General features: G+C 50.3%; 16 protein-coding genes. 12 read left to right on the forward strand and 4 right to left on the reverse strand.

Annotated features, from left to right (window positions below):
- Nucleotides 1–223: 223 nt before the first annotated feature.
- The 8 genes from B9Y59_RS13450 (at nucleotide 224) to B9Y59_RS13490 (ending at nucleotide 8,977) form a co-directional block, all read left to right on the forward strand.
- Nucleotides 224–2,452 (forward strand): bifunctional metallophosphatase/5'-nucleotidase, encoded by a 2,229-nt coding sequence (locus B9Y59_RS13450; RefSeq protein WP_085534090.1) that lies wholly within the window; start codon nucleotides 224–226, stop codon nucleotides 2,450–2,452.
- 818 nt (nucleotides 2,453–3,270) lie between these two features.
- Nucleotides 3,271–3,750, forward strand: a complete 480-nt coding sequence (locus B9Y59_RS13460) for an RNA polymerase sigma factor (protein ID WP_085534094.1) — start codon at nucleotides 3,271–3,273, stop codon at nucleotides 3,748–3,750.
- Complete coding sequence (locus B9Y59_RS13465) at nucleotides 3,747–5,384, forward strand: DUF5050 domain-containing protein (protein ID WP_085534096.1); 1,638 nt, start codon at nucleotides 3,747–3,749, stop codon at nucleotides 5,382–5,384. The genes B9Y59_RS13460 and B9Y59_RS13465 overlap by 4 nt, the downstream gene beginning before the upstream one ends.
- 12 nt (nucleotides 5,385–5,396) lie before the next feature.
- The gene (locus B9Y59_RS13470; RefSeq protein WP_054323277.1) at nucleotides 5,397–5,924 is read left to right on the forward strand and encodes a cob(I)yrinic acid a,c-diamide adenosyltransferase; all 528 of its coding nucleotides are present in this window, start codon (nucleotides 5,397–5,399) and stop codon (nucleotides 5,922–5,924) included.
- Between the two features lie 53 nt (nucleotides 5,925–5,977).
- On the forward strand, nucleotides 5,978–6,685 hold the full coding sequence (locus B9Y59_RS13475) for a peptidoglycan recognition protein family protein (protein WP_054323278.1): 708 nt from the start codon (nucleotides 5,978–5,980) through the stop codon (nucleotides 6,683–6,685).
- Between the two features lie 301 nt (nucleotides 6,686–6,986).
- The gene (locus tag B9Y59_RS13480) at nucleotides 6,987–7,676 is read left to right on the forward strand and encodes a DUF5050 domain-containing protein (protein ID WP_158089039.1); all 690 of its coding nucleotides are present in this window, start codon (nucleotides 6,987–6,989) and stop codon (nucleotides 7,674–7,676) included.
- A 12-nt stretch (nucleotides 7,677–7,688) separates the two neighbouring features.
- Nucleotides 7,689–8,216, forward strand: coding sequence for a cob(I)yrinic acid a,c-diamide adenosyltransferase (locus tag B9Y59_RS13485; protein WP_054323277.1), 528 nt, complete (start codon nucleotides 7,689–7,691; stop codon nucleotides 8,214–8,216).
- 53 nt (nucleotides 8,217–8,269) lie between these two features.
- Nucleotides 8,270–8,977 carry a peptidoglycan recognition protein family protein gene (locus tag B9Y59_RS13490; RefSeq protein WP_054323278.1) on the forward strand — a complete coding sequence of 236 codons (708 nt, stop codon included), beginning with the start codon at nucleotides 8,270–8,272 and terminating at the stop codon, nucleotides 8,975–8,977.
- 319 nt (nucleotides 8,978–9,296) lie between these two features.
- Here B9Y59_RS13490 and B9Y59_RS13495 read toward each other — a convergent pair whose 3' ends face one another.
- The gene (locus tag B9Y59_RS13495) at nucleotides 9,297–9,890 is read right to left on the reverse strand and encodes a response regulator transcription factor (protein WP_085534100.1); all 594 of its coding nucleotides are present in this window, start codon (nucleotides 9,888–9,890) and stop codon (nucleotides 9,297–9,299) included.
- A 102-nt stretch (nucleotides 9,891–9,992) separates the two neighbouring features.
- Nucleotides 9,993–11,399, reverse strand: a complete 1,407-nt coding sequence (locus tag B9Y59_RS13500; protein WP_158089040.1) for a sensor histidine kinase — start codon at nucleotides 11,397–11,399, stop codon at nucleotides 9,993–9,995.
- Between the two features lie 272 nt (nucleotides 11,400–11,671).
- Between B9Y59_RS13500 and B9Y59_RS16030 the strand changes: the two genes are divergently transcribed.
- The 3 genes from B9Y59_RS16030 to B9Y59_RS13515 all read left to right on the forward strand — a co-directional run bounded on the left by B9Y59_RS16030 (nucleotide 11,672) and on the right by B9Y59_RS13515 (nucleotide 15,517).
- Nucleotides 11,672–12,895 (forward strand): M15 family metallopeptidase, encoded by a 1,224-nt coding sequence (locus B9Y59_RS16030; protein ID WP_085534104.1) that lies wholly within the window; start codon nucleotides 11,672–11,674, stop codon nucleotides 12,893–12,895.
- Nucleotides 12,896–13,129: 234 nt separating this feature from the next.
- Nucleotides 13,130–13,405 carry a metal-sensing transcriptional repressor gene (locus B9Y59_RS13510; protein WP_085534107.1) on the forward strand — a complete coding sequence of 92 codons (276 nt, stop codon included), beginning with the start codon at nucleotides 13,130–13,132 and terminating at the stop codon, nucleotides 13,403–13,405.
- Nucleotides 13,406–13,612: 207 nt separating this feature from the next.
- Nucleotides 13,613–15,517, forward strand: coding sequence for a heavy metal translocating P-type ATPase (locus B9Y59_RS13515; RefSeq protein ID WP_085534110.1), 1,905 nt, complete (start codon nucleotides 13,613–13,615; stop codon nucleotides 15,515–15,517).
- 358 nt (nucleotides 15,518–15,875) lie between these two features.
- Here B9Y59_RS13515 and B9Y59_RS13520 read toward each other — a convergent pair whose 3' ends face one another.
- Together B9Y59_RS13520 and nifJ are read right to left on the reverse strand one after the other, a co-directional pair.
- The gene (locus B9Y59_RS13520) at nucleotides 15,876–16,349 is read right to left on the reverse strand and encodes a GNAT family N-acetyltransferase (protein WP_085534112.1); all 474 of its coding nucleotides are present in this window, start codon (nucleotides 16,347–16,349) and stop codon (nucleotides 15,876–15,878) included.
- A 329-nt stretch (nucleotides 16,350–16,678) separates the two neighbouring features.
- Nucleotides 16,679–20,245: a pyruvate:ferredoxin (flavodoxin) oxidoreductase gene (nifJ, locus tag B9Y59_RS13525; RefSeq protein ID WP_085534114.1), complete on the reverse strand. Its 3,567-nt coding sequence runs from the start codon at nucleotides 20,243–20,245 to the stop codon at nucleotides 16,679–16,681.
- Nucleotides 20,246–20,602: 357 nt separating this feature from the next.
- Between nifJ and B9Y59_RS13530 the strand changes: the two genes are divergently transcribed.
- Nucleotides 20,603–22,003: a hemolysin family protein gene (locus tag B9Y59_RS13530; RefSeq protein WP_085534117.1), complete on the forward strand. Its 1,401-nt coding sequence runs from the start codon at nucleotides 20,603–20,605 to the stop codon at nucleotides 22,001–22,003.
- The last annotated feature ends 35 nt before the right edge of the window (nucleotides 22,004–22,038 follow it).

The raw sequence follows: 22,038 nt of genomic DNA on the forward strand, positions 1-22,038 counted from the left end.
TCCAGACACTCTCTTCACTTATGATACCTATTATAAAAGCTATTTTACGGCTACTTTTGAAAAGGACGCCTTACCAATTTCTTAAATTTTAAGGGAGAATTGTATTTCCTACCAAATTGTGCTATTCTAAATTTTGTTGGACCACTGTGACAATCGGCAGTGTATCCGAAATGGAACCCATACAAACGAAAAGGTTTTGTTTCTATGAAGGAGGTAAAACAGAATGTCTGTAAAGCAGAGTTCCCGGTTCGTTTCCCTAATGCTTATATTGACCCTAGTATTCGGTACATTTTGTGGTACGGCCGCTTTTGCTGCGAGTTCCACAACCGTGACGATCTATCATACCAACGACATCCACGGAAAAGTGAACAGCACTTATGCGGAGGACGGGACGCTCACACAGATCGGTATGGATGTATTGAAAAACGTCAAGGCCAACACGCCGAACTCCCTGCTGATCGACGCGGGCGACGCCACCCAAGGCGTTGCCTTGGCTACCTACAGCCAAGGCGCAGACATCATCAAACTGATGAATGCGGCTGGTTACGACGGTATGACATTGGGCAACCATGAATTCGATTATGGCCGCGATGCGGCACTGTCGAACGCCAAGTTGGCCGGTTTCCCCGTTGTGGCTGCAAACGCAATGGACAACGGCCAGACTCTTCTAAAAGGGGTCAACAGCGCCAAGACAAAGGGTTCGGGAGACCTCTATGATGAAAATGGCGGCTGGTTTATAAAAACTGTCGCAGGTAAGAAAATCGGTTTCTTTGGTATCTCTACCACAGAGACCGCTTATAAAACCAATCCGAACAACCTAAAGGGTGTGACATTCGCCGACGAAATTGCAACTGCAAAAGCCCAAGTTTCGGCCTTACAGGCGCAGAAAGCAGATGCAATCATCGGCATCATGCATGTGGGAATCGACGGGGCCAGCAAGCCCACCAGCCATGAAATCGCGCAACAGGTGGCAGGAATTGACGCGATTATCGATGGGCATAGCCACAGCACCGAAAGCACCAAAGTCGGCAATACGGTCATCCAGCAGACGGGTACCGGCGCCGCCAACCTTGGAAAGATGGTGCTCTCCTTTGATTCGTCCGGCAATCTGACGATTACGGCGTCGAACCTCACCCCCGCCGAGGTGGGAAAACAGTTCCAGGCAGACGCAACCGTCACCGCCCTGTATGATCGTATGGCTGAGGCTCTGGCTCCCACGCTGGAGCAGGAGGTCGGTTTTACCGATACCAGCTTGTATGGAGGCACCTACCATGGAATGAACATTTGCCGTGTGGGTGAGACAAACCTTGGTAGCCTCATTGCGGATGCAATGATCTATGGAGGAAAAGAGCTGATTGCCGGTCAAACGCAGTATGAAAACCTGCCGATGGTCTCCCTGGAAAATGGTGGCGGCGTGCGTACGACCATTCCCGCCGGAAAGATTACCGTCGGTGATGTCATCAATGTCCTTCCTTTTGGCAACTCCTTGTCTGTGAAGGAAGTGACGCCCGATAAACTCTATGCTGCTTTGGAAAATGGCGTAAAAAATGAGGCAAAAGATGGTGCATTTACCTCTGCCGAGGGTTCGTTCCCGCAGGTCGGCGGCATGCGCTTTACCTTTGACATCGCCAAGCCAGTCGGAAGCCGTGTGACCGAAATTGTGTTGTTGGATTCCAATGGAAAGGACACCCAAAAATTGAACCGTAACGACACAACCACAAAACTCCTACTTGTCTCCAACGATTTTGAGGTTGCCGGAGGCGATGGTTATACCATGCTGGCCGGTCTGCCCTATGTGGCGGAAGGTTCTGCGTTGGACCTTGTCACGGCAGATTATATCCGCCAACTTACCGAGCAGGGTGGTGGAAGTTTTACCTATGCGTTACAAAAACGTATCCGTATGGTGAACAACGGTCAGATCCCCGCCAATTATGAAACAACCATTCAAGTGATGGACGGTTCCAGCCCGCTGGGCAATGCTACCATTTCTGTACAGGTAGATGGCGGAAAATCCGTCCAGGCCAAGACCAATTCTGTGGGCAAGATTCTGGTCAAGAACCTTTCTTCCGGTGGCCACAACATTTCTGTGACATACAATGGTAAATATGGGGATGCGTTCGTCAGTGACGTCGCACAGCTCACAGAGGGCCAGGCGAACCTAGCCGCCGTGAATTCACCTGCTAAACAGATAAAGGCCGTTAGCGACACCACTGCTCCGGTTTCTTTGCCAAAAAATGCGGCCTACACTTTGAAAGTAACGGTACCACAGGGAACTACCCCGCATTTTTCGGTTGGCAACGGTGAAGTGCTGGGCGCAACCATCGTTCGCCGCTCCGGTAATGATTACTACTACCAGATTCACGCGGTTGGCAACCCAGGAGAAAAGACCGGCGTCTATTGTACATTCGACGGGCAGGCTGCTCAATTGCTTTGCTATGCGTCAGTCGCATAATCTAAATTCTTTGCCGGCCTTCCAACCACTTGTTGGAAATCTAAATTGGCTAACCGTATTTGCCTATTAGGATATAGGCAAATACAAGTCATAACGGATTTGACGGTTGGACTTGCTTGCCTACATTCCGATACAGGAAAACCTGACACGCCATCGTGATAGTCTGTCTTGCTTGCCTCTATAGGCAAATTTATCCAACTACCATGATCGCATCATAAACACAAGATATTGTAAAGGGCGCCTTCCTTCGCTTTTAAGCGGTTGGAGGGCGTCTTTTTTGTATATATTTTTTGCAGGCGTATTGGCAGAAATTCGTCGCACCAGTTGCGTTCCCTTCCAAGGGTAGAGAATTTCCTTTTAATGAACCACATCCAACCAAACCCCGCCACGAACGTCCATTGTTCAGAAAAATGGAAACCTCCCCTTAGTATTTTGGGCTTCGATCCAGGAGCAGCCGGCGGCATATCGAAGGAAGCGGGCCCCCCATTCTACGGCTATGGGAGGACCGTTCCATGCCTCTCTGGCACAGTACAACTTCAAAACCGAATCGTTTTTGTGGAAATATTTTCCCGACAGGAACTGCCTTTACACACAAGTGGTTTTGAAAATCATCTGTATGCCGGTTGTTGCGTCTGACCGTACACCCTTGTATAAACCCGCTCTTTATCTTATAATTAATAAAAGCAATTCCGTTGGATGATCCAGAAAGGGTTTCTCTCCGGCCACAGCGAATGCTTCTCCATAGGAGGATTTTGTCATTCTATGAAAAGTTTGGGCCGGATCGCTTGTATTATCATTAGAGGAGAGGAGGACGCAAGGTGGAACATAAGGAGCAGGCGGAATTCGCCGAGCTGCTGAAGAAATATTCCGCTATGGTACTGCGCATCGCTTTCTCCAATGTAAAGAATTTACAGGACGCTCAGGACATTGCTCAGGACGTCTTTATGAGTGTATTGACAAAGCAGCCTCATTTTGACAGCGAAGAGCATGAAAAGGCATGGCTCATACGTGTCACCATCAATCGTTGCAAAAACCATGTTAAGAGCTTTTGGAACCGCCGTACCGAGGGCCTTTCTGAGGATCTCAGTTACATGCCCAAGGAAGAAACTGGGGTGATGGAGGCGGTCCTTGCTTTGCCACAAAATTACCGCAACGTAATTTATCTTCACTATTACGAAGGTTACAGCATCAATGAGATTTCAGAAATTCTACATAAAAAGCCCGCTACAGTGGGCACTTGGCTTGCACGCGGCCGTGCAGCCTTAAAAAACACATTGAAAGGAGGGTTTGACGAATGAAGCCGGAAGAAAATCATCGTTCTCGAGCAAACATAGATCGGTATCGGGCTGCAATGGATCATCTCCGGTTGCCGGAGGACTTTGAACAGCGCACTTTGGAGCTGGCAAAACAGCATATGGAATGTGCTAAGGGAAAACCATCCTCTCGTGACATCTGGCGCGCCAAGCCCTTCTATCGCCGGCCGGCCGCACAGGTGTGCTTTGCTCTGCTGCTATTCCTGGTGATCGGTATATTTCCGGTATTGCACTTCACACAGCCTTTTCTGGCCACACGTAGTAACGATTCCGCCGCCGTTACGCAGTATGACGGTGGGGAAAACGGTGCTTTATGCGGCGGCGTTCCCTCCGGCCCTGTAAGCGGCGAAATCGAGAGAACCGATGGCACCGCAGAGGCCGCGAACGCCAGCGAGATTCCCACAGAAAACAGCGCTTCGAGCGCTAACTCCTCAGAGACTGCCTCTGCGCCAGCAGCCGGCGCTGGAATCGAAGAGCAGGCGCTTCTGGCTGATCCGGATGAACCTGCGGAAAAACGCTCTCGGAACACAATTCCCGGCGACGGAACAATGGATACGGACACGGGGCTGCCGTCTGACGAATCTGTACCATCTCCGTCACAACCGCAACTATTTCAGGAAAATGGCGCTGCGTCCGCCCAATCAGGGCAAAATACCGGCGAGGACGGCGCGCAAACACCTGCGCCCAGCGCTTTGCTTCGTTCCGCCCCAGAGAATGCTTATGAAGAACCTGGATTACCATTGGTTGCTTCCGACGGAGAAAAGCTGTATTTTCAGCCGTATCCATCCCAGAAGAACGGCGGTTCTTTGATGGTATGGGATGGGACGGCTCTATCTTCCACAGGAATTTCGCATGCGGACAGCCTGATCGCTGTCAATGGCGGATATTCTTATACCATCGAGAATAAACTGTATCATGGATCGTCGCTGGTGCGCGACTTTTCCGACGAGGCGCTTCTTGGGACTCACGCTTTCTCACTGCGAGTATTTGGCTCCGACAGTTCTTATTTTTATCTTTATGCGAACGCTGCCGACTCGGTTTCCGGGGAGGTTTCCCCCTATGTCATCCTGCGCGTATCGCTCGATGGTCAAACAGAACAGCTTTTGTTTGGCGCCGATGGTCTTACTGCCGGCGGACGGATCTCGCAGGCCATTCTGGCGGAAAACACAGTGTATTATTCTTTATCAGCGGGCAACAGCGGCATTTATGCATTGGACTCTGCTGGCGGGCAGCCACGGCAGCTTTCCTCCATGAGTGTGTCTGGTTCCTTCAGCTATTGGAATGGCGAGTTGATCTTTACCGATACAGGTACAAACTTGTGTGCTATGCAGTCGGAGAGCGGCAGCAATCGACAGCTCGTAGAGGGCGGCGTTCTATCTCCGCCGGTAGTCCGCGGCGGGACGGTCTATTACAGTGCGATGTCTCCGAACGCCGCCACAGGTGCAATCTATGCATACGACCTGGCGGGGGGAGAATCCCGTCGATTGCTGGAAGAACAAGGCACGGCCGGTGGCTTTTGCCAGCTTCTCCCCGCATCCGACGGCCTATTCCTGGTAAACGCCTCCGGAGATGTATTCCACTATCATATACAGACAGGGATTCTCACCGAAATTACCTGATGGGAGGCCATTATGGAAAAGGGATTGATACACATCTACTGCGGCGACGGCAAAGGAAAAACCACCGCAGCCGTTGGCTTATGCGTGCGTGCCTGTGGATGCGGCAAGAAAGTCCTGCTCGCACAGTTTTTGAAGGACGATTCCTCGGGGGAACTTGTTTCTCTTGGCTTGCTTCCTGGCTTCTCCAGGATACCAGCGCCCAAAAGAGTCAAATTTACCTTTCAGATGAACGAGGAAGAACGCCGGGAATCGGCCAAACGGTGTGCACAAATGTTGCAAGATGCACGCCGTGCCGCAGAAGCGGGCGCGTGTGACCTGTTGGTTTTGGATGAATGTTTTGGCGCGCTCTCCACTGGCATGTTGAATATGGAAGCGCTGCTGGATTTTGTCGAGCATAAGCCGCCAAAGCTCGAGCTGATTCTGACTGGACGCAATCCACCGGAGGAGTTTATGGCCCTTGCAGATTATGTATCCGAGGTCCGCAAGGTCAAGCATCCCTATGATGTTGGGACTCCGGCACGGCGCGGAATCGAATACTAAATGAGCAGGAAATAAGGGAAGCCCTTTGGGGCGAATGGGGAGAGCGAACCGACATGCAAATGGATATGCGGGGTGCCGCTTGGCGCAGATGGGCCATCGCGGTACCCATCCTTGTTTTTGCCGTCGTCGTGACGGCATTTCTTGTTGTAACCCTTGTCAACAGCCACCAACCAGAACCACAGGATGGTGTATATCCGGAGGAAGTTTTTGGTATCCCAGTACATACAGAATTGATTCCGGAAACCTTGCCAGCCCGCCCCTGTGAAAAGCGGACCATCAAATATGTGGTTATCCACGAGACTGGGAATACCGCGGAGGGGTCGAACGCCGCAGGCCACAGCGCCTATCTACTGAGTGGAAAGAGCGGCGATACCTCTTGGCATTATACGGTGGACGACCACGAAATCTATCATCACATTCCCGACGATGAAATCGCTTGGCATGCGGGGGACCGGCGTACACGTGACGGCGGTAATCTCTGCGGAATTGGGGTAGAACTCTGTGTCAATGCGGACGGCGATTTTGAAAAGACCTTCGACAATGCGGCACGTTTGACGGCATATTTGCTTCAAACCTACGGCCTCAAGCTGGGAGCTGTGAAACAACACGCCGACTTTATGGACAAAAACTGCCCACAGACCATACGGGACAATGACCGTTGGCCAGAGTTTCTGGAAAAGGTTCACGAATACAAAAATCTACTATACGATACGGAGTCACAGGATGTTGCCAAAGCAAAGCAACCGTCATCCCCTGAATGAAAGGGTAATCCCCCGGGCGCCTGGAACCTGGCCAGCTGGCCAGATCCCAGGCGCCCTTTTTTGCAAAGACTGTACTAGGAATATTAAACAGCCGCTTCTTCTAAACGGATAAGCTCCCAACAGGTGAACGCGGTACAAAGTCCTCTTGTAGGACTTGTTTCCAAATCAATGTCTGGAATAGGTTGACAAATCCGTTTTCTTAGAGCGAATCGATCATACGATAACTCACCTGATTTCCCGACTTAATACCCAGCCAATTTTCCTGTGGATTTATCAANAACTGTATCATGGATCGTCGCTGGTGCGCGACTTTTCCGACGAGGCGCTTCTTGGGACTCACGCTTTCTCACTGCGAGTATTTGGCTCCGACAGTTCTTATTTTTATCTTTATGCGAACGCTGCCGACTCGGTTTCCGGGGAGGTTTCCCCCTATGTCATCCTGCGCGTATCGCTCGATGGTCAAACAGAACAGCTTTTGTTTGGCGCCGATGGTCTTACTGCCGGCGGACGGATCTCGCAGGCCATTCTGGCGGAAAACACAGTGTATTATTCTTTATCAGCGGGCAACAGCGGCATTTATGCATTGGACTCTGCTGGCGGGCAGCCACGGCAGCTTTCCTCCATGAGTGTGTCTGGTTCCTTCAGCTATTGGAATGGCGAGTTGATCTTTACCGATACAGGTACAAACTTGTGTGCTATGCAGTCGGAGAGCGGCAGCAATCGACAGCTCGTAGAGGGCGGCGTTCTATCTCCGCCGGTAGTCCGCGGCGGGACGGTCTATTACAGTGCGATGTCTCCGAACGCCGCCACAGGTGCAATCTATGCATACGACCTGGCGGGGGGAGAATCCCGTCGATTGCTGGAAGAACAAGGCACGGCCGGTGGCTTTTGCCAGCTTCTCCCCGCATCCGACGGCCTATTCCTGGTAAACGCCTCCGGAGATGTATTCCACTATCATATACAGACAGGGATTCTCACCGAAATTACCTGATGGGAGGCCATTATGGAAAAGGGATTGATACACATCTACTGCGGCGACGGCAAAGGAAAAACCACCGCAGCCGTTGGCTTATGCGTGCGTGCCTGTGGATGCGGCAAGAAAGTCCTGCTCGCACAGTTTTTGAAGGACGATTCCTCGGGGGAACTTGTTTCTCTTGGCTTGCTTCCTGGCTTCTCCAGGATACCAGCGCCCAAAAGAGTCAAATTTACCTTTCAGATGAACGAGGAAGAACGCCGGGAATCGGCCAAACGGTGTGCACAAATGTTGCAAGATGCACGCCGTGCCGCAGAAGCGGGCGCGTGTGACCTGTTGGTTTTGGATGAATGTTTTGGCGCGCTCTCCACTGGCATGTTGAATATGGAAGCGCTGCTGGATTTTGTCGAGCATAAGCCGCCAAAGCTCGAGCTGATTCTGACTGGACGCAATCCACCGGAGGAGTTTATGGCCCTTGCAGATTATGTATCCGAGGTCCGCAAGGTCAAGCATCCCTATGATGTTGGGACTCCGGCACGGCGCGGAATCGAATACTAAATGAGCAGGAAATAAGGGAAGCCCTTTGGGGCGAATGGGGAGAGCGAACCGACATGCAAATGGATATGCGGGGTGCCGCTTGGCGCAGATGGGCCATCGCGGTACCCATCCTTGTTTTTGCCGTCGTCGTGACGGCATTTCTTGTTGTAACCCTTGTCAACAGCCACCAACCAGAACCACAGGATGGTGTATATCCGGAGGAAGTTTTTGGTATCCCAGTACATACAGAATTGATTCCGGAAACCTTGCCAGCCCGCCCCTGTGAAAAGCGGACCATCAAATATGTGGTTATCCACGAGACTGGGAATACCGCGGAGGGGTCGAACGCCGCAGGCCACAGCGCCTATCTACTGAGTGGAAAGAGCGGCGATACCTCTTGGCATTATACGGTGGACGACCACGAAATCTATCATCACATTCCCGACGATGAAATCGCTTGGCATGCGGGGGACCGGCGTACACGTGACGGCGGTAATCTCTGCGGAATTGGGGTAGAACTCTGTGTCAATGCGGACGGCGATTTTGAAAAGACCTTCGACAATGCGGCACGTTTGACGGCATATTTGCTTCAAACCTACGGCCTCAAGCTGGGAGCTGTGAAACAACACGCCGACTTTATGGACAAAAACTGCCCACAGACCATACGGGACAATGACCGTTGGCCAGAGTTTCTGGAAAAGGTTCACGAATACAAAAATCTACTATACGATACGGAGTCACAGGATGTTGCCAAAGCAAAGCAACCGTCATCCCCTGAATGAAAGGGTAATCCCCCGGGCGCCTGGAACCTGGCCAGCTGGCCAGATCCCAGGCGCCCTTTTTTGCAAAGACTGTACTAGGAATATTAAACAGCCGCTTCTTCTAAACGGATAAGCTCCCAACAGGTGAACGCGGTACAAAGTCCTCTTGTAGGACTTGTTTCCAAATCAATGTCTGGAATAGGTTGACAAATCCGTTTTCTTAGAGCGAATCGATCATACGATAACTCACCTGATTTCCCGACTTAATACCCAGCCAATTTTCCTGTGGATTTATCAAAACGTCCGCAGCTGGTACATAGACCAGCTGCGGACATCCTCTTTATTTTACTCCTGCACTCCTTAAAAAAAGATGTTCCAATTCCTTTTGGCTTTTTAGCCCCAGTTTTTTTAGGAGCGCAGTCTTTTGATTGGCAATCGTCTTTTGCGAGGACTGTAGATGTACATCTCCCCCCAGCATGATGGAAAAGACCGATCGTTCGGCTGGCGACAGGTCGGCCTGTATCAGTGAAAAAATCAGCATCTCCTGTGGTGTAGGCCCTTCTGCGGTCTTTCGCACCGTTTCCGTAAGAATGCTAAATTGACTTTTAAACACATATGCGGAAGCAAAGGAACGTTTACAAGCATCGGTCACAATATGTTGCGACTCAAACGCCGTCACCAAAATCACTTTTGCATAGGTAGTCAACCGAATCTTGCGGGCTGCTTCAATGCCATCCAATTCAGCCAAGGAAAGATTTAGGTCCATCAGGACAATGTCCGGTTCCCATTTCTTGGCAAGTGCAACCGCCTCTTCCCCATTGGCAGTAGTGCCCAATATCCGCATGCCGGGTTCTCTTCCGAGCGTATTGCGGATTAAATAACAGAAATCCTCGTCATCCTCAACCACTAGAACTCCAATTGTTCCATCCTTCATCCTCATATCCCCCACTTTGCCCTTTCAGTTCCTTTTTACAATGCTGAGAAGCTTTTCACATTCTCTTCTCCCACCTATTTTCTGTTCTTGGATTGTAAAAAGTTATAAGCCGGGAAATCGCAGAACAAAAGTCGTCCCGCGCCCCTTATTTTGCTTTGCCTCAATGCTTCCGCCATGTTTAAGCATCACATTACGGCAATAATAAAGCCCCAATCCCATGTGATGGTTGCTGGTCTTTGTTGTGTAGTATGGCGAGAAGAGCTGTCCCCATTCTTCCTTTGGAATTCCGTCGCCTGTGTCCGATACATAGATCGCATAGCCAGTTTTCCCAAACCGTTTCCCCTCTATAACAATGCTACCCTGTCCGTGCATAGCTTCATCGGCGTTGCTCAAAAGGTTATTCATCACTTCTGTCAAGTGCGCACGGTCACAAAGCAGTTCATCCGTTTCATCGCAGAGGATTTCGACCTCTATGTCAGGCGACAGCTTGTGAAAATCCGACACGCAATCCCGCAAAAGCGGCGCGGCCAAATACACCTGCCGGTCCAGAACAATGTCCTTCGAATAATCCAATGCCTTGGTAGCCAAACCTTTGAGACGGGCAGTTGACCGCAGAATGATGCCGGCAAAGTCTGCGGATTCTCCATAGGCGGATTCCTGAATATTTTTCGCGCACCACTCCACTTTAATCACTTCATTTTTCAGCATATGCTGTAAAAACTGCGCGCTCTGATTGACCAGCTTTCCATCCTTATCCCAATCATAGGCCTCATGCTTGAAGCGCGCCCCCATAAAACCACCCTTAAAGGCATTGTATAGATAGAAGATAATCAAAATCAATATGATTAAAAGGTTTCCCTGCCATGCCTTGAAAAAATCTTTTAGCCCCAACAGGTGAATCAAAAAGGCGCTAATCAATTCGTACCAAATCGGCACCAAAACCAGGACCGATACCATCATCTTCTGCCGGTAGACAGGGGTCCCCCTTTCCCTCCAAAGGGTTCCCAACAAAAGGACCGTCAATAGAACCCCATATATCCAGTTGTAAATCGCTGCACAGAGATAATACGTCCGGTCATACAACTGATAATAGCGCGTATCCCAGTATGGATACAGGATGCCGAATACAAGAGCTGGCACAAACACCAAGACGCGCGCCCAGCGAAATAGGATTGGCCGGCGTTCCTCCATATGGCTGAAATAGAAACCAAAAACCAGCGCGGCCGGCATTGCAAAATAATATAGAACCGCTGTGAGTATGGAATAAATCCGCACAGAGAGCGCCTCGGTCATCCAACCAGGCCATACCTGCATGATATAGGGAAACAACGTGAAATAGAGGTATTCCTTGAATACCCCCATACTGAAACACATCCCACTGATAAAACACCAGCGATTCAATTTGTTTTGCCGGTTTCCCAGATAGATCAGGAAAAACAGTACCCAAATGAGAACAGCAAACAGCAATAGGAATTCGCCCGGTAATCCTTTCGAAGTTCCAATCAACATTCCCAACACCCTCAAATGGTTTTCTTTCATTATACACGATTTTTCAAACTTCCGGGTCCGGGGGATGTAAAAAAGAGGGACTGGTATTCCCAAAGTTTTTAGGAAGACAGAAATAAAAAGATATGCTATAATGAAGTCCGCTAAATGGACAACATGTTTCGACACTTTTCAACGTCTCCGGTACTGTAAAAAGCGTATGACCAAACATTATTCACATTTTTTCGGTTGAAATTCCTATCTTTATCCGATATGATGAAGTGTACAGGAAATGAATGATACGATTTGATGTAGAAGGTGAAACACAGGATATGAACAACAAGTGGATGCTTCTCCCATTGGCGGCAGCCCTTCTTTTGACTTCCTGCCAAAGCGCCAGTGGCGCTGTAATCTACCACAACCAATCGCTCGCGCTTGCAGAACGGGTGGAACAAACGGTCCGCAAATCGACCGAAATTCAGCTATCTGCCAACCTGGGGACCGGCAATCCGGATGCACCCGAACAGGAGGCTTTTTCTTCGTGTCTGCACTTTGTGGAAGCCAACCGTGAACGCTACTTGCTTTATCAAGAGGCGCATCCCGATTTAAGTGAATGGGATATTGTCACGCAGGTGAATATCGGTTTGGACCATCCTTATTATACAAACGTCCAGACGGTCAGCGACCCCAACAGCCTGCTGGTGTTGTGCAACAAATACTGGAAATTGCCGGATGGATACGAACCCTCGGACCTGCGCAAGCTTTCTTCCAAAGTTGCTGTGGGATCTGCTAACCAGATGCGAGCAGAGGCGGCTGACGCATTCGAGCGGCTTTGTGCGGATGCTAAAAAAGAGGGATATACCATCTTCGCACAGTCCGCCTACCGCAGTTATTCCCGGCAAGTCTCCCTGTATAATCAATATGCTGCCCGGGATGGCGTCGAAGGAGCGGACACTTACAGTTCGCGTGCAGGCCACTCCGATCATCAGACAGGTTTGGTGGTGGATGTCAAGAATGCAAGCCTGCCTTACAACCGCTTTGGTGAGACCGCAGAATATCAGTGGGCCAAGGACAACATACACAAGTACGGTTTTATCATCCACTATCCCCCTGGGAAAGAGGGAATCACCGGCTATCAGACCGAAGAATGGCATTGGCGTTATGTGGGCCAAAAGGCTGCAACGGAAATCTACAACCTGGGGTTGACGTTGGATGAATACTGCGCAATCTTTTTGGCCAATTCATCCGACGAGATTCCTTCCCTGCTTTCAGATACACCGGATGCCCTCACCCTTTCACAGGGAAGTTCCTATACGTTTTCTTTCCAGCCGGCCGGTGCATTGGCTGTTCCAACTTTCACCACCGGCGATGGAACCATCGTAACTACGTCTGGTTTTCAATATCGCAGCGGCTCTTACTTGCTCTCAGTTCAGGGATTGGCCCCAGGAAGCACCAATCTATATGCTACTTTTGATGGACAAGCTCCTATCCGGCTTTGTTCCATCACGGTAAGAGCATGAGCCTCTTGAATAGGGTGCGTTTTTTGTCTGGAATTCTTGTTTTTACGCAGAAGATCTGCAAATACAACTTTTTAAAATAGGCGGTATAGCCATGCGGCTGTACCGCCTATTGGTTTCCTGGAAAAGGAATCGTATGTAGTTGATCAAATGCGAAGCCTTTTCTACGCCCTTGACAAAACCGCATTTTTCGCAAATAATAGAGGCATACCCCCAACCGTATAGGAGGTGTTAAGGATGAGACAATGTATGGATGCTGACAATTTGCATCGCCGCCTGAAAAAAATTATTGGGCAGGTGCAGGCCATTGATCGAATGGTCGACGAGGACGTCCCGTGCGAGGATATTCTTTCGCAAATCAACGCAGCAAAATCAGCGCTGCACAGGGTTGGCCAAGTCGTTTTGGAGGGGCATATCCAGCACTGTGTGCGCGATGGAATTGAGCATGGAGATGCGGATAAGACCATTGAAAACTTCACGAAAGCTGTTGAACGTTTTTCAAATATGACTTAATAAGCATATATTCGCTAAACTGACCGTTTTTAATCGGTCAGTTTTTTGTTTATATAGAAATTTAATCATTGGCCGTTCATCAATATCATATACCCCTTGGTACAAACGCAAGAATCTTTATAGAAATACGTTTGTTTCTTGACAACCCATACCCGTATAAGTATAATATACATATACCCCCATAGGTATAGAAAGGATGACGTACATATGCATACGTTAGAGCGCTTTTTGGAATGGGGCGGAACCAAAAAGGATGTCACCTGTCTGGTGATCTCCGGGCTTGCACTAATCGTCAGCATCTTGGATCGATTCCCCCTGCCCTTTGATGCAGCCTGGATCGCAATTATCTTATGCGGCATCCCTATTCTCTTGGAAGCCTTTATCGGTCTGGTGACCGCCTTTGACATTAAAGCAGATGTTTTGGTTTCCATCGCCCTGATTGCTTCGATAGGTATTGGGGAGGCCTTCGCTGCTGGGGAAATTGCATTTATCATGCAGCTGGGCGCTCTCTTGGAAGATTTAACCGTGGCAAAAGCACGGGCTGGTATTGAAAAACTGGTACACTTGACCCCGCAGACAGCCCGCCGGATAATCGGTGGCACAGAGCAGGTCATCCCTGCCGAGGATGTCCATGTAGGAGATTTCCTCCGAGTACTTCCCGGGGAGACCATTCCGGTCGATGGAGAAATTCTTTCGGGTGAAACCTCTATCAATCAGGCGGTGATGACGGGAGAATCCCTCCCCGTGGATAAACATGCCGGAGATTCGGTTTCCAGCGGTACAGTCAATCAGTTTGGTTCCTTCGATATGAAGGCGACCAAGGTAGGAGAGGACAGTTCCATTCAGCGGATGATTCGTCTGGTGCAATCTGCCGATGCTGGAAAAGCAAAAATTGTCGGTATTGCGGACCGATGGGCTACTTGGATTGTGGTCATTGCCCTAAGTTCAGCTGCTCTTACCTGGTTGATTACTGGGCAGATCATTCGGGCCGTAACCATTTTGGTTGTCTTTTGCCCGTGCGCTCTGGTTCTCGCCACCCCAACCGCCATTATGGCCGCTATTGGGAATGCCACCAAACACAGTTTTTTAGTGCGGGAAGGAGATGCTCTTGAGCGTTTGGCAACGGTTTCAAACATTGCCTTTGATAAGACAGGGACGCTCACCTACGGAAAACCGGAAGTCACCGCCATCCAAAACGATTCTAACGAACTTTCTGACGAGGATTTATTCTTTTATGTGGCCAGTGTTGAATCCCACTCGGAGCATCCGCTGGGAAAAGCCATCGTCGCCAGTTTTCGTGACTCCCAACACCGAGAACTTGCTGCTGTAGAGCACTTCCAATTGCTCCCAGGACGCGGGGTGAAAGGCTTTGTCCATGGAAAGGAAGTTCTGGCAGGAAACCTGGAGATGATGGCAGAAGAGGCAATTCCTGTTTGTTCTGCGGATCTCGCTAAAGTTACCCCATACCTCAACCAGGGGTGTACCGTTATTTATTTAGCCGTCAATCGTATTTTGGTTGGATTCGTCGCACTTGCCGATACACTGCGGGAAGATTCCAAGGAGACACTTCATGCGATCAAGGAAACGGGAGTAACTCCTGTGCTTTTGACTGGCGACCATGAAAATGCAGCGAAACACATTGCTGAACAACTGCAGATTAGCGATGTACATGCAGATTGTTTGCCTGAAGATAAATTGAAGTGGATCGACATCTATCAGAAGGAGCAAAAATATGTCTGTATGATCGGCGATGGAATCAACGATGCCCCCGCACTGAAAAAAGCTTACGTGGGCATTGCCATGGGTGGTGTTGGAAGTGACATTGCGGTGGACGCAGCAGACATAGTTCTCGTAAACGACGATATTAAGGAGCTTCCCCATTTACTCCGCCTCGCAAAACGGATGATGATTACGATCAAATGCAACCTGACCTTCTCCATGACACTCAACTTCATTGCCATTATCTTGGCAATGACAGGGATTTTAAATCCCGTAGTGGGGGCGTTGGTTCATAACGCCGGTTCCGTATTGGTAATCATCCATTCCTCCCTGTTGCTAAAGTGGGGAAAAAGACGTAAACGGTACGGGGACAGCCAATTGGCACAGCTTTAAAGGGACGAACAGCTGTTGCAAGATTTTCGATGGATTGGCGGGACAAAAACAATTTCACGATACAATTGTAAGATGAGGGTATCCCAAAACTCCAAATTTTTAGATTCATAGGAAGGGGGCGTTCCCTTTCTATCTGCAAAAATATCTGAGTTTCTAAAAAGCGAGGGGCTCCTTCGTCCATTCATGGCTCTTGGGACACCCTCACCTTTTCTACATTATGCAGATAAAATCCGCCGGTGATTCCAGCTTTTTTGCGTTCCTGTTTTCAAGTTGCGCTATCAAAAACACAGTCCTTTCTACCCGTCATAGTTTTTCCCTCTGGCACGGTGTCCAGATCCCCATTTCTGAGTTTCCAATCCTATTCCTTCTGCAACGGCCAGTCCATCTCGTGTTTCATGGTTTGAAATCCGTACCGTTCGTAAAGGGGCCATCCCATCTCCGTTGCCTCCAAAGATATAGCTGCTATTCCTCTTTTACTGACCTCCTGCATCAAGAGATCCAACGTATGCAGGGCGATGCCTTTTCTGCGGTAGGCTGGGGTAGTGTACATATTCATAATATAAGCTTTCTTCCCTGAGGGGTTCCGATAAGTCGGCATCACTTGATAAAAGCTGACTCCGCCTGTCCCCACAACGGTATTTGAATCCCATACCAAAAGTGCAATATGCTGACCGTTTTGAAGCGATTCCTTATAGTACCTGCGTGTATGTTCCTCCACTTCTTGTAATCCAACAGAGGAGTCCAACCGATTGGCTGCCCGAAGGACTTCTATTCGTGTCTTTACCAGAAGTTCCAGTTCCTCAATGGCCGCTCTTTTGTAGAGAAAATGCATTGTCTTTTCTCCTTTCTTTTCATTTAGAATAAATCATACATATGGATATTGCTTGTACGGATGGATAACCAACCCGGCATCCGTATTGTTCTTCCGCTTTTCAGCCACCGCTGAATCGCTTCAAATTGTAACGAAAGGTTCCGGCAATTTTTTGTGTTATACAAAGATACGATTCGTAATCCCTTTTTAAATGGGTGTCCAAGCGGTCATACAGCCGCAAGAGCCTTTGTCAAAAAACGATTCCCTATAAAAAATCCCCTGCTGCAATCATGCAGCAGGGGATTTCACCTGTTGTATCATAAAGGGATATGCCTGGAAATTGCACGAAATTATTCTGCGATCTCGCCCTTGGAGAGCTTCTCCAAGTGCTCGTAATTCTCTTTTGCAACCTTCTCTGCTTCCGTGAACAGCTTCTCAGCACGCTCCGGGAAAGCACGAGTCAAGGAGTTGTAACGAACTTCGCCCATGATGAAGTCACGATAGCTGGCGGTTGGCGCCTTGCTGTCGAGATGGAACGGGTTCTTGCCCTCTTCCTTGAGTCTCGGATCATAGCGGAAGTTCTGCCAATAACCGGCCTCAACCGCCTTCTTCTCTTCTCTCTGTGCAATGCTCATGCCACCCTTAATACCGTGGTTGATGCAGGGAGCATATGCGATGATGAGGGACGGGCCGTCGTAGCTTTCTGCCTCTGCAAACGCCTTGATGCACTGGTTGTAGTCAGCACCCATAGCGACGTGTGCAACGTAGACATAACCGTAGCTCATTGCGATGGCCGGGAGGTCCTTCTTCTTGGTCGCCTTACCGGTCGCTGCAAACTGTGCAACAGAACCGATCGGAGTGGACTTGGAAGCCTGGCCGCCGGTGTTGGAATAAACCTCGGTGTCGAACACCAGGATATTGACGTTTTCGCCGGAAGCGATCACGTGATCCAAGCCGCCGAAACCGATGTCATATGCCCAACCGTCGCCGCCGAAGATCCACATGGACTTCTTCGCAAGGAAATCCTTATCTTTCAAAGCCTTCTGAGACAGCTCACAGCCAGCCGCAGCAGCCTTTTCCAGCTCCGGAATCAGAGCGTCGGTTGCCGCGCGGTTCAGCTTGCTGTCGCTGAAAGTATCCAGATAGTTCTTGCAGGCTTCCTTGAGCTCTGCGGAGGACTTATCGGAAGCAGCGATCTCTTCGACATACTCGGCCAGTCTGCCGCGGATTGCCTTCTGGGCAAGCGTCATACCATAGCCGAACTCTGCGTTATCCTCAAACAGGGAGTTGGACCATGCCGGGCCGTGACCCTTTTCGTTGCGGGTGTACGGAGTAGCCGGTGCGGAACCGCCCCAGATGGAGGAGCAACCGGTTGCGTTGGCAATATACATTCTATCGCCAAAGAGCTGAGTGACCAGCTTTGCATACGGCGTCTCACCGCAGCCTGCGCAGGCACCGGAGAACTCAAGCAGCGGCTGCTTGAACTGGCTGCCCTTGACGGTAGTCTCCTTGAACTTGTCGATGACTTCCTGCTTCGGGCCAATCTTGCGGCCATAATCGAAGCCCTCCTGGCTCTGCAGCTGGGTCTCCATCGGCTTCATGACGAGAGCCTTCTCACCCTTCATGCCCGGGCAAACCTGTGCGCAGGAACCGCAGCCGGAGCAGTCCATCGCGGAAATGGTCATCGCGAACTTCATGCCCGGCATACCCGTCATGTCCTTATACTTCTGACTTGCCGGTGCGTTAGCAGCCTCTTCCTCGGTCAAAGCAACCGGGCGGATAACTGCGTGCGGGCAGACATAGGAGCAGAAGTTACACTGGATGCAGTTCTGCGGATTCCATTCCGGAATATCGATTGCAATGCAGCGCTTCTCATATGCAGAAGAGCCAGCCGGAGCAGTGCCGTCCTCCATGCCGAGGTCGACAAACGCGGAAACCGGCAGATCATTGCCCTTATACTTATTGCAGGGATTCAGGAAATTCTTGACATATGCCACTGTATCGGCATTGCCCTCGAGAGCGACGTCGGCCTTTGCCTCGTCCACAGCGTTCTTCCAGGACTCCGGCACATTGACCTTGTGGTACTCGTTTGCACCACGCTCAATCGCCTCGTGGTTCATGGCGACAATCTTTTCGCCCTTCTTGCTGTAGGACTTGGTAGCCGCATCCTTCATGTACTGGATGGCCTGGTCCTTCGGGATAATGTTTGCAATGCTGAAGAAAGCGGACTGTAGAATGGTGTTGATGCGGCCGCCCAGACCGATCTCCTTGCCCAGCTTCACGCCGTCGATGGTATAGAAGTTGATGTTGTTGTCCGCAATATACTTCTTCATCTTGGCCGGCAGATGCTGGTCAAGCTCTTCATCGCTCCAGAGGCAGTTCAAAAGGAAGCTGCCGCCCGGCTTGACATCCTGAACCATGTCGTACTCGTTGACATAGGACGGCTTATGGCAAGCTACGAAATCAGCCTGGCTGATATAATAGGTGGACTTGATCGGCTTGTCGCCAAAACGCAGGTGAGAAACCGTCAGGCCGCCGGATTTTTTCGAGTCATAAGCAAAGTAACCCTGTGCGTACATTTCGGTATGGTCGCCGATGATCTTGATGGAGTTCTTGTTTGCGCCGACCGTGCCGTCTGCGCCCAGACCCCAGAATTTGCAGGAAGTGATTCCCTTCGGCGTTGTGTCCGGATTCTCTTTGATCTCGAGAGAGAGGTTGGTCACGTCGTCGACAATGCCGATGGTGAAGCGCTTCTTCGGGGACTCGGACTCCATGTTGCGGTATACAGCAACGATCTGGCCCGGGGTGGTATCCTTGGAGCCGAGACCATAGCGGCCGGTATAAACCTTTACCGTGCCAAACTTCGTCCCGGACAGAGCTGCCAGCACATCCAGATACAACGGCTCGCCGATGGAACCGGGCTCTCTGGTGCGGTCGAGCACGGAGATAGCCTTCACAGTCTCTGGCAACACGCCTGTGAGGAAGTCCGCCACGAACGGACGATACAGGTGAACCTTTACAAGGCCGACCTTGTCGCCAGCAGCGTTCAAATAGTCGACCACCTCTTCTGCGCATTCGCAGACAGAACCCATCGCAACGATCACGCGCTCTGCGTCCGGTGCACCATAGTAGTTAAAGGGCTTGTAATCGGTGCCGATCTTCGCGTTGACCTGATTCATGTAGTCAACCACAACTGCCGGCAGATCATCATAGTATTTGTTGCCAGCTTCACTCGCCTGGAAGAACGTGTCGTCGTTCTGTGCCGTGCCGCGGGTAACCGGATGCTCTGGATTCAGAGAACGGCGGCGGAACGCATCAACCGCATCCCAGTCCAGCATATCGGCCAGGTCCTTGTAATCCCATACTTCAATCTTCTGAACCTCGTGGGATGTACGGAAACCGTCGAAGAAATGGAGGAACGGCACGCGGCCCTTAATGGCAGCAAGGTGCGCCACAGCGCCCAGGTCCATAGCCTCTTGAGGGCTGTTGGAGCAGAGCATCGCATAGCCAGTCTGACGGCATGCATACACGTCGGAATGATCGCCGAAGATGCACAGCGCATGTGTCGACAGCGAACGTGCGGAACAATGAATGACACTCGGAAGGAATTCACCCGCCATCTTATACATGTTCGGGATCATCAGGAGCAGGCCCTGGGAAGCGGTGTATGTGGTGGTCAATGCGCCAGCTGCAAGGGAGCCATGCACTGCGCCGGCTGCGCCCGCCTCGGACTGCATCTCGGTAACCTGTACTTCTCTTCCGAAAAGATTCTTTCTGTTTGCAGCAGCATACTTGTCCGTCTCATCCGCCATCGGGGAAGACGGGGTGATCGGATAGATCGCAGCAACATCCGTAAACGCATACGATACATGCGCGGTGGCGGTGTTGCCGTCCATAGTTTTTCTTTGTCTTGCCATTATGATATTTTCCTCCTTTTAAGGATCTTGATATTTCTCCCGGTACAATACACCCACACTGTACCAATCTAAATTTTAGCATCTTTTATGGCGCATGTAAAGGAAAAAACCGCATTTATCCAGAGAAATAAACAGAATATCGTCCATATCAGAGGGAAAGATTTTCCTAAACCATCTGTCAACTGCAAGCTTCCTGTTCGCGCTGCTGCCAGGGGATGATTCCTTCGCAAAATAGGTCTCTCACACATTCTACAGGGCCGTATGACGATTGACAGCAACCCATCGTATAGGATAAAATAAGAATTACCATAATAACATTATACTATGCAGGTTCTGCCTGCCGAAAGGGGAAAATTTATGCCTCCGGAACCCGTAGGCCATTTATGGCCGCTGTCTACAAGCGTGCAAACGGCTTCGGCCCAAACGTCCTTCTCTGCCTTTTCCATTGTGCTCCTGATTGTTCTCATTTTAATCAACGCTTTCTTCGCGGCTTCTGAGATTGCGATTATCACATTGAACGACAATAAGGTGCGTAAAATGGCGGAGGATGGCGACAAACGCGCCAAACGTGTCCTCAAGCTCACCAAGGATTCCAGCCGGTTTTTGGCCACCATTCAGGTCGGCGTCACGTTGGCGGGCTTTTTGACCTCAGCAGCGGCTTCCCAGACGTTTGCCGGAAAACTGGCAGACGCCTTTGCGTTTTTGCCAATTCCATATGATGTGCTCTTCGGTATATCCACGGTATTGGTCACTTTGTTCCTGTCCTATTTCTCACTGGTCTTTGGCGAGCTGGTTCCGAAGAAGATTGCCATGCAGCGTGCAGAGGCGCTGTCCTTTAAATTTGCAGGCATCTTGAACGGCATCTCCTCCTTCTTCCACCCGTTCATTTCCTTTTTGACGGTTTCTACCAACCTGGTCCTCAAACTGATGGGATACGACCCACACCAGAATGAGCAGACTGTCACCGAGGAGGAAATCCTGATGATGGTCGATCAAGGGGAAGAAAAAGGTGTGATCGGCGAGAGCGCCAAAGATATGATTTCCAATATTTTTGATTTCAGCGATGCAACGGTCGATGAGGCCATGACCCATCGCACCGACGTCACGGCGGTCGAGGATACCGCGACGATTCAGGATGTGGTAAACCTTTCCTTGGAAGAAGGCTTTTCCCGCATCCCCGTGTATCACGAAGACCTCGACAATATCGTTGGAATCCTCTATGTGAAAGATCTCCTGAAATATGTAGGAAAGCAAACCGACGATCACATTCCGTTGACCAGTTTGATGCGGAGTGTTTACTTCGTCCCGGAAACGAAACAGTGCAGCCAACTCTTAGCGGAAATGATCGAGCGCAAGCTGCAAATCGCCATCATTGTGGATGAATACGGCGGTACCGAGGGTCTGATTACCATGGAAGACCTGTTGGAATCCATTGTAGGCAATATCCAGGATGAGTACGACCACGAAGAGGAGGACATCTACCAGGTTGGCGAAAACAAGTTTACCGTGGACGGCACCACGCCGATCGATGAGATTTCCGACCTGGTGGGCGTAGAGCTTCCGGAAGGGGAATACGACACGGTCGCCGGCTTAATTGTAGAAAATCTGGGGCATATTCCGAAACCGGAGGAGCATCCGAGCATCGACATCGACTGTCTGACTTTGACGGTTCTCGCGGTGGAAGACCGCCGGATTGCAAAAGTTTTGATTGAAAAGCATGTCTCGCCGAAGGCGGAGGATGGCCAGGAATTGGATTGATCGCCGAAAAGATGGATGATCTTATGCTGGTTTAT

The sequence above is a fragment of the Anaeromassilibacillus sp. Marseille-P3371 genome (assembly GCF_900169665.1).
Lineage (GTDB): Bacteria > Bacillota > Clostridia > Oscillospirales > Acutalibacteraceae > Anaeromassilibacillus.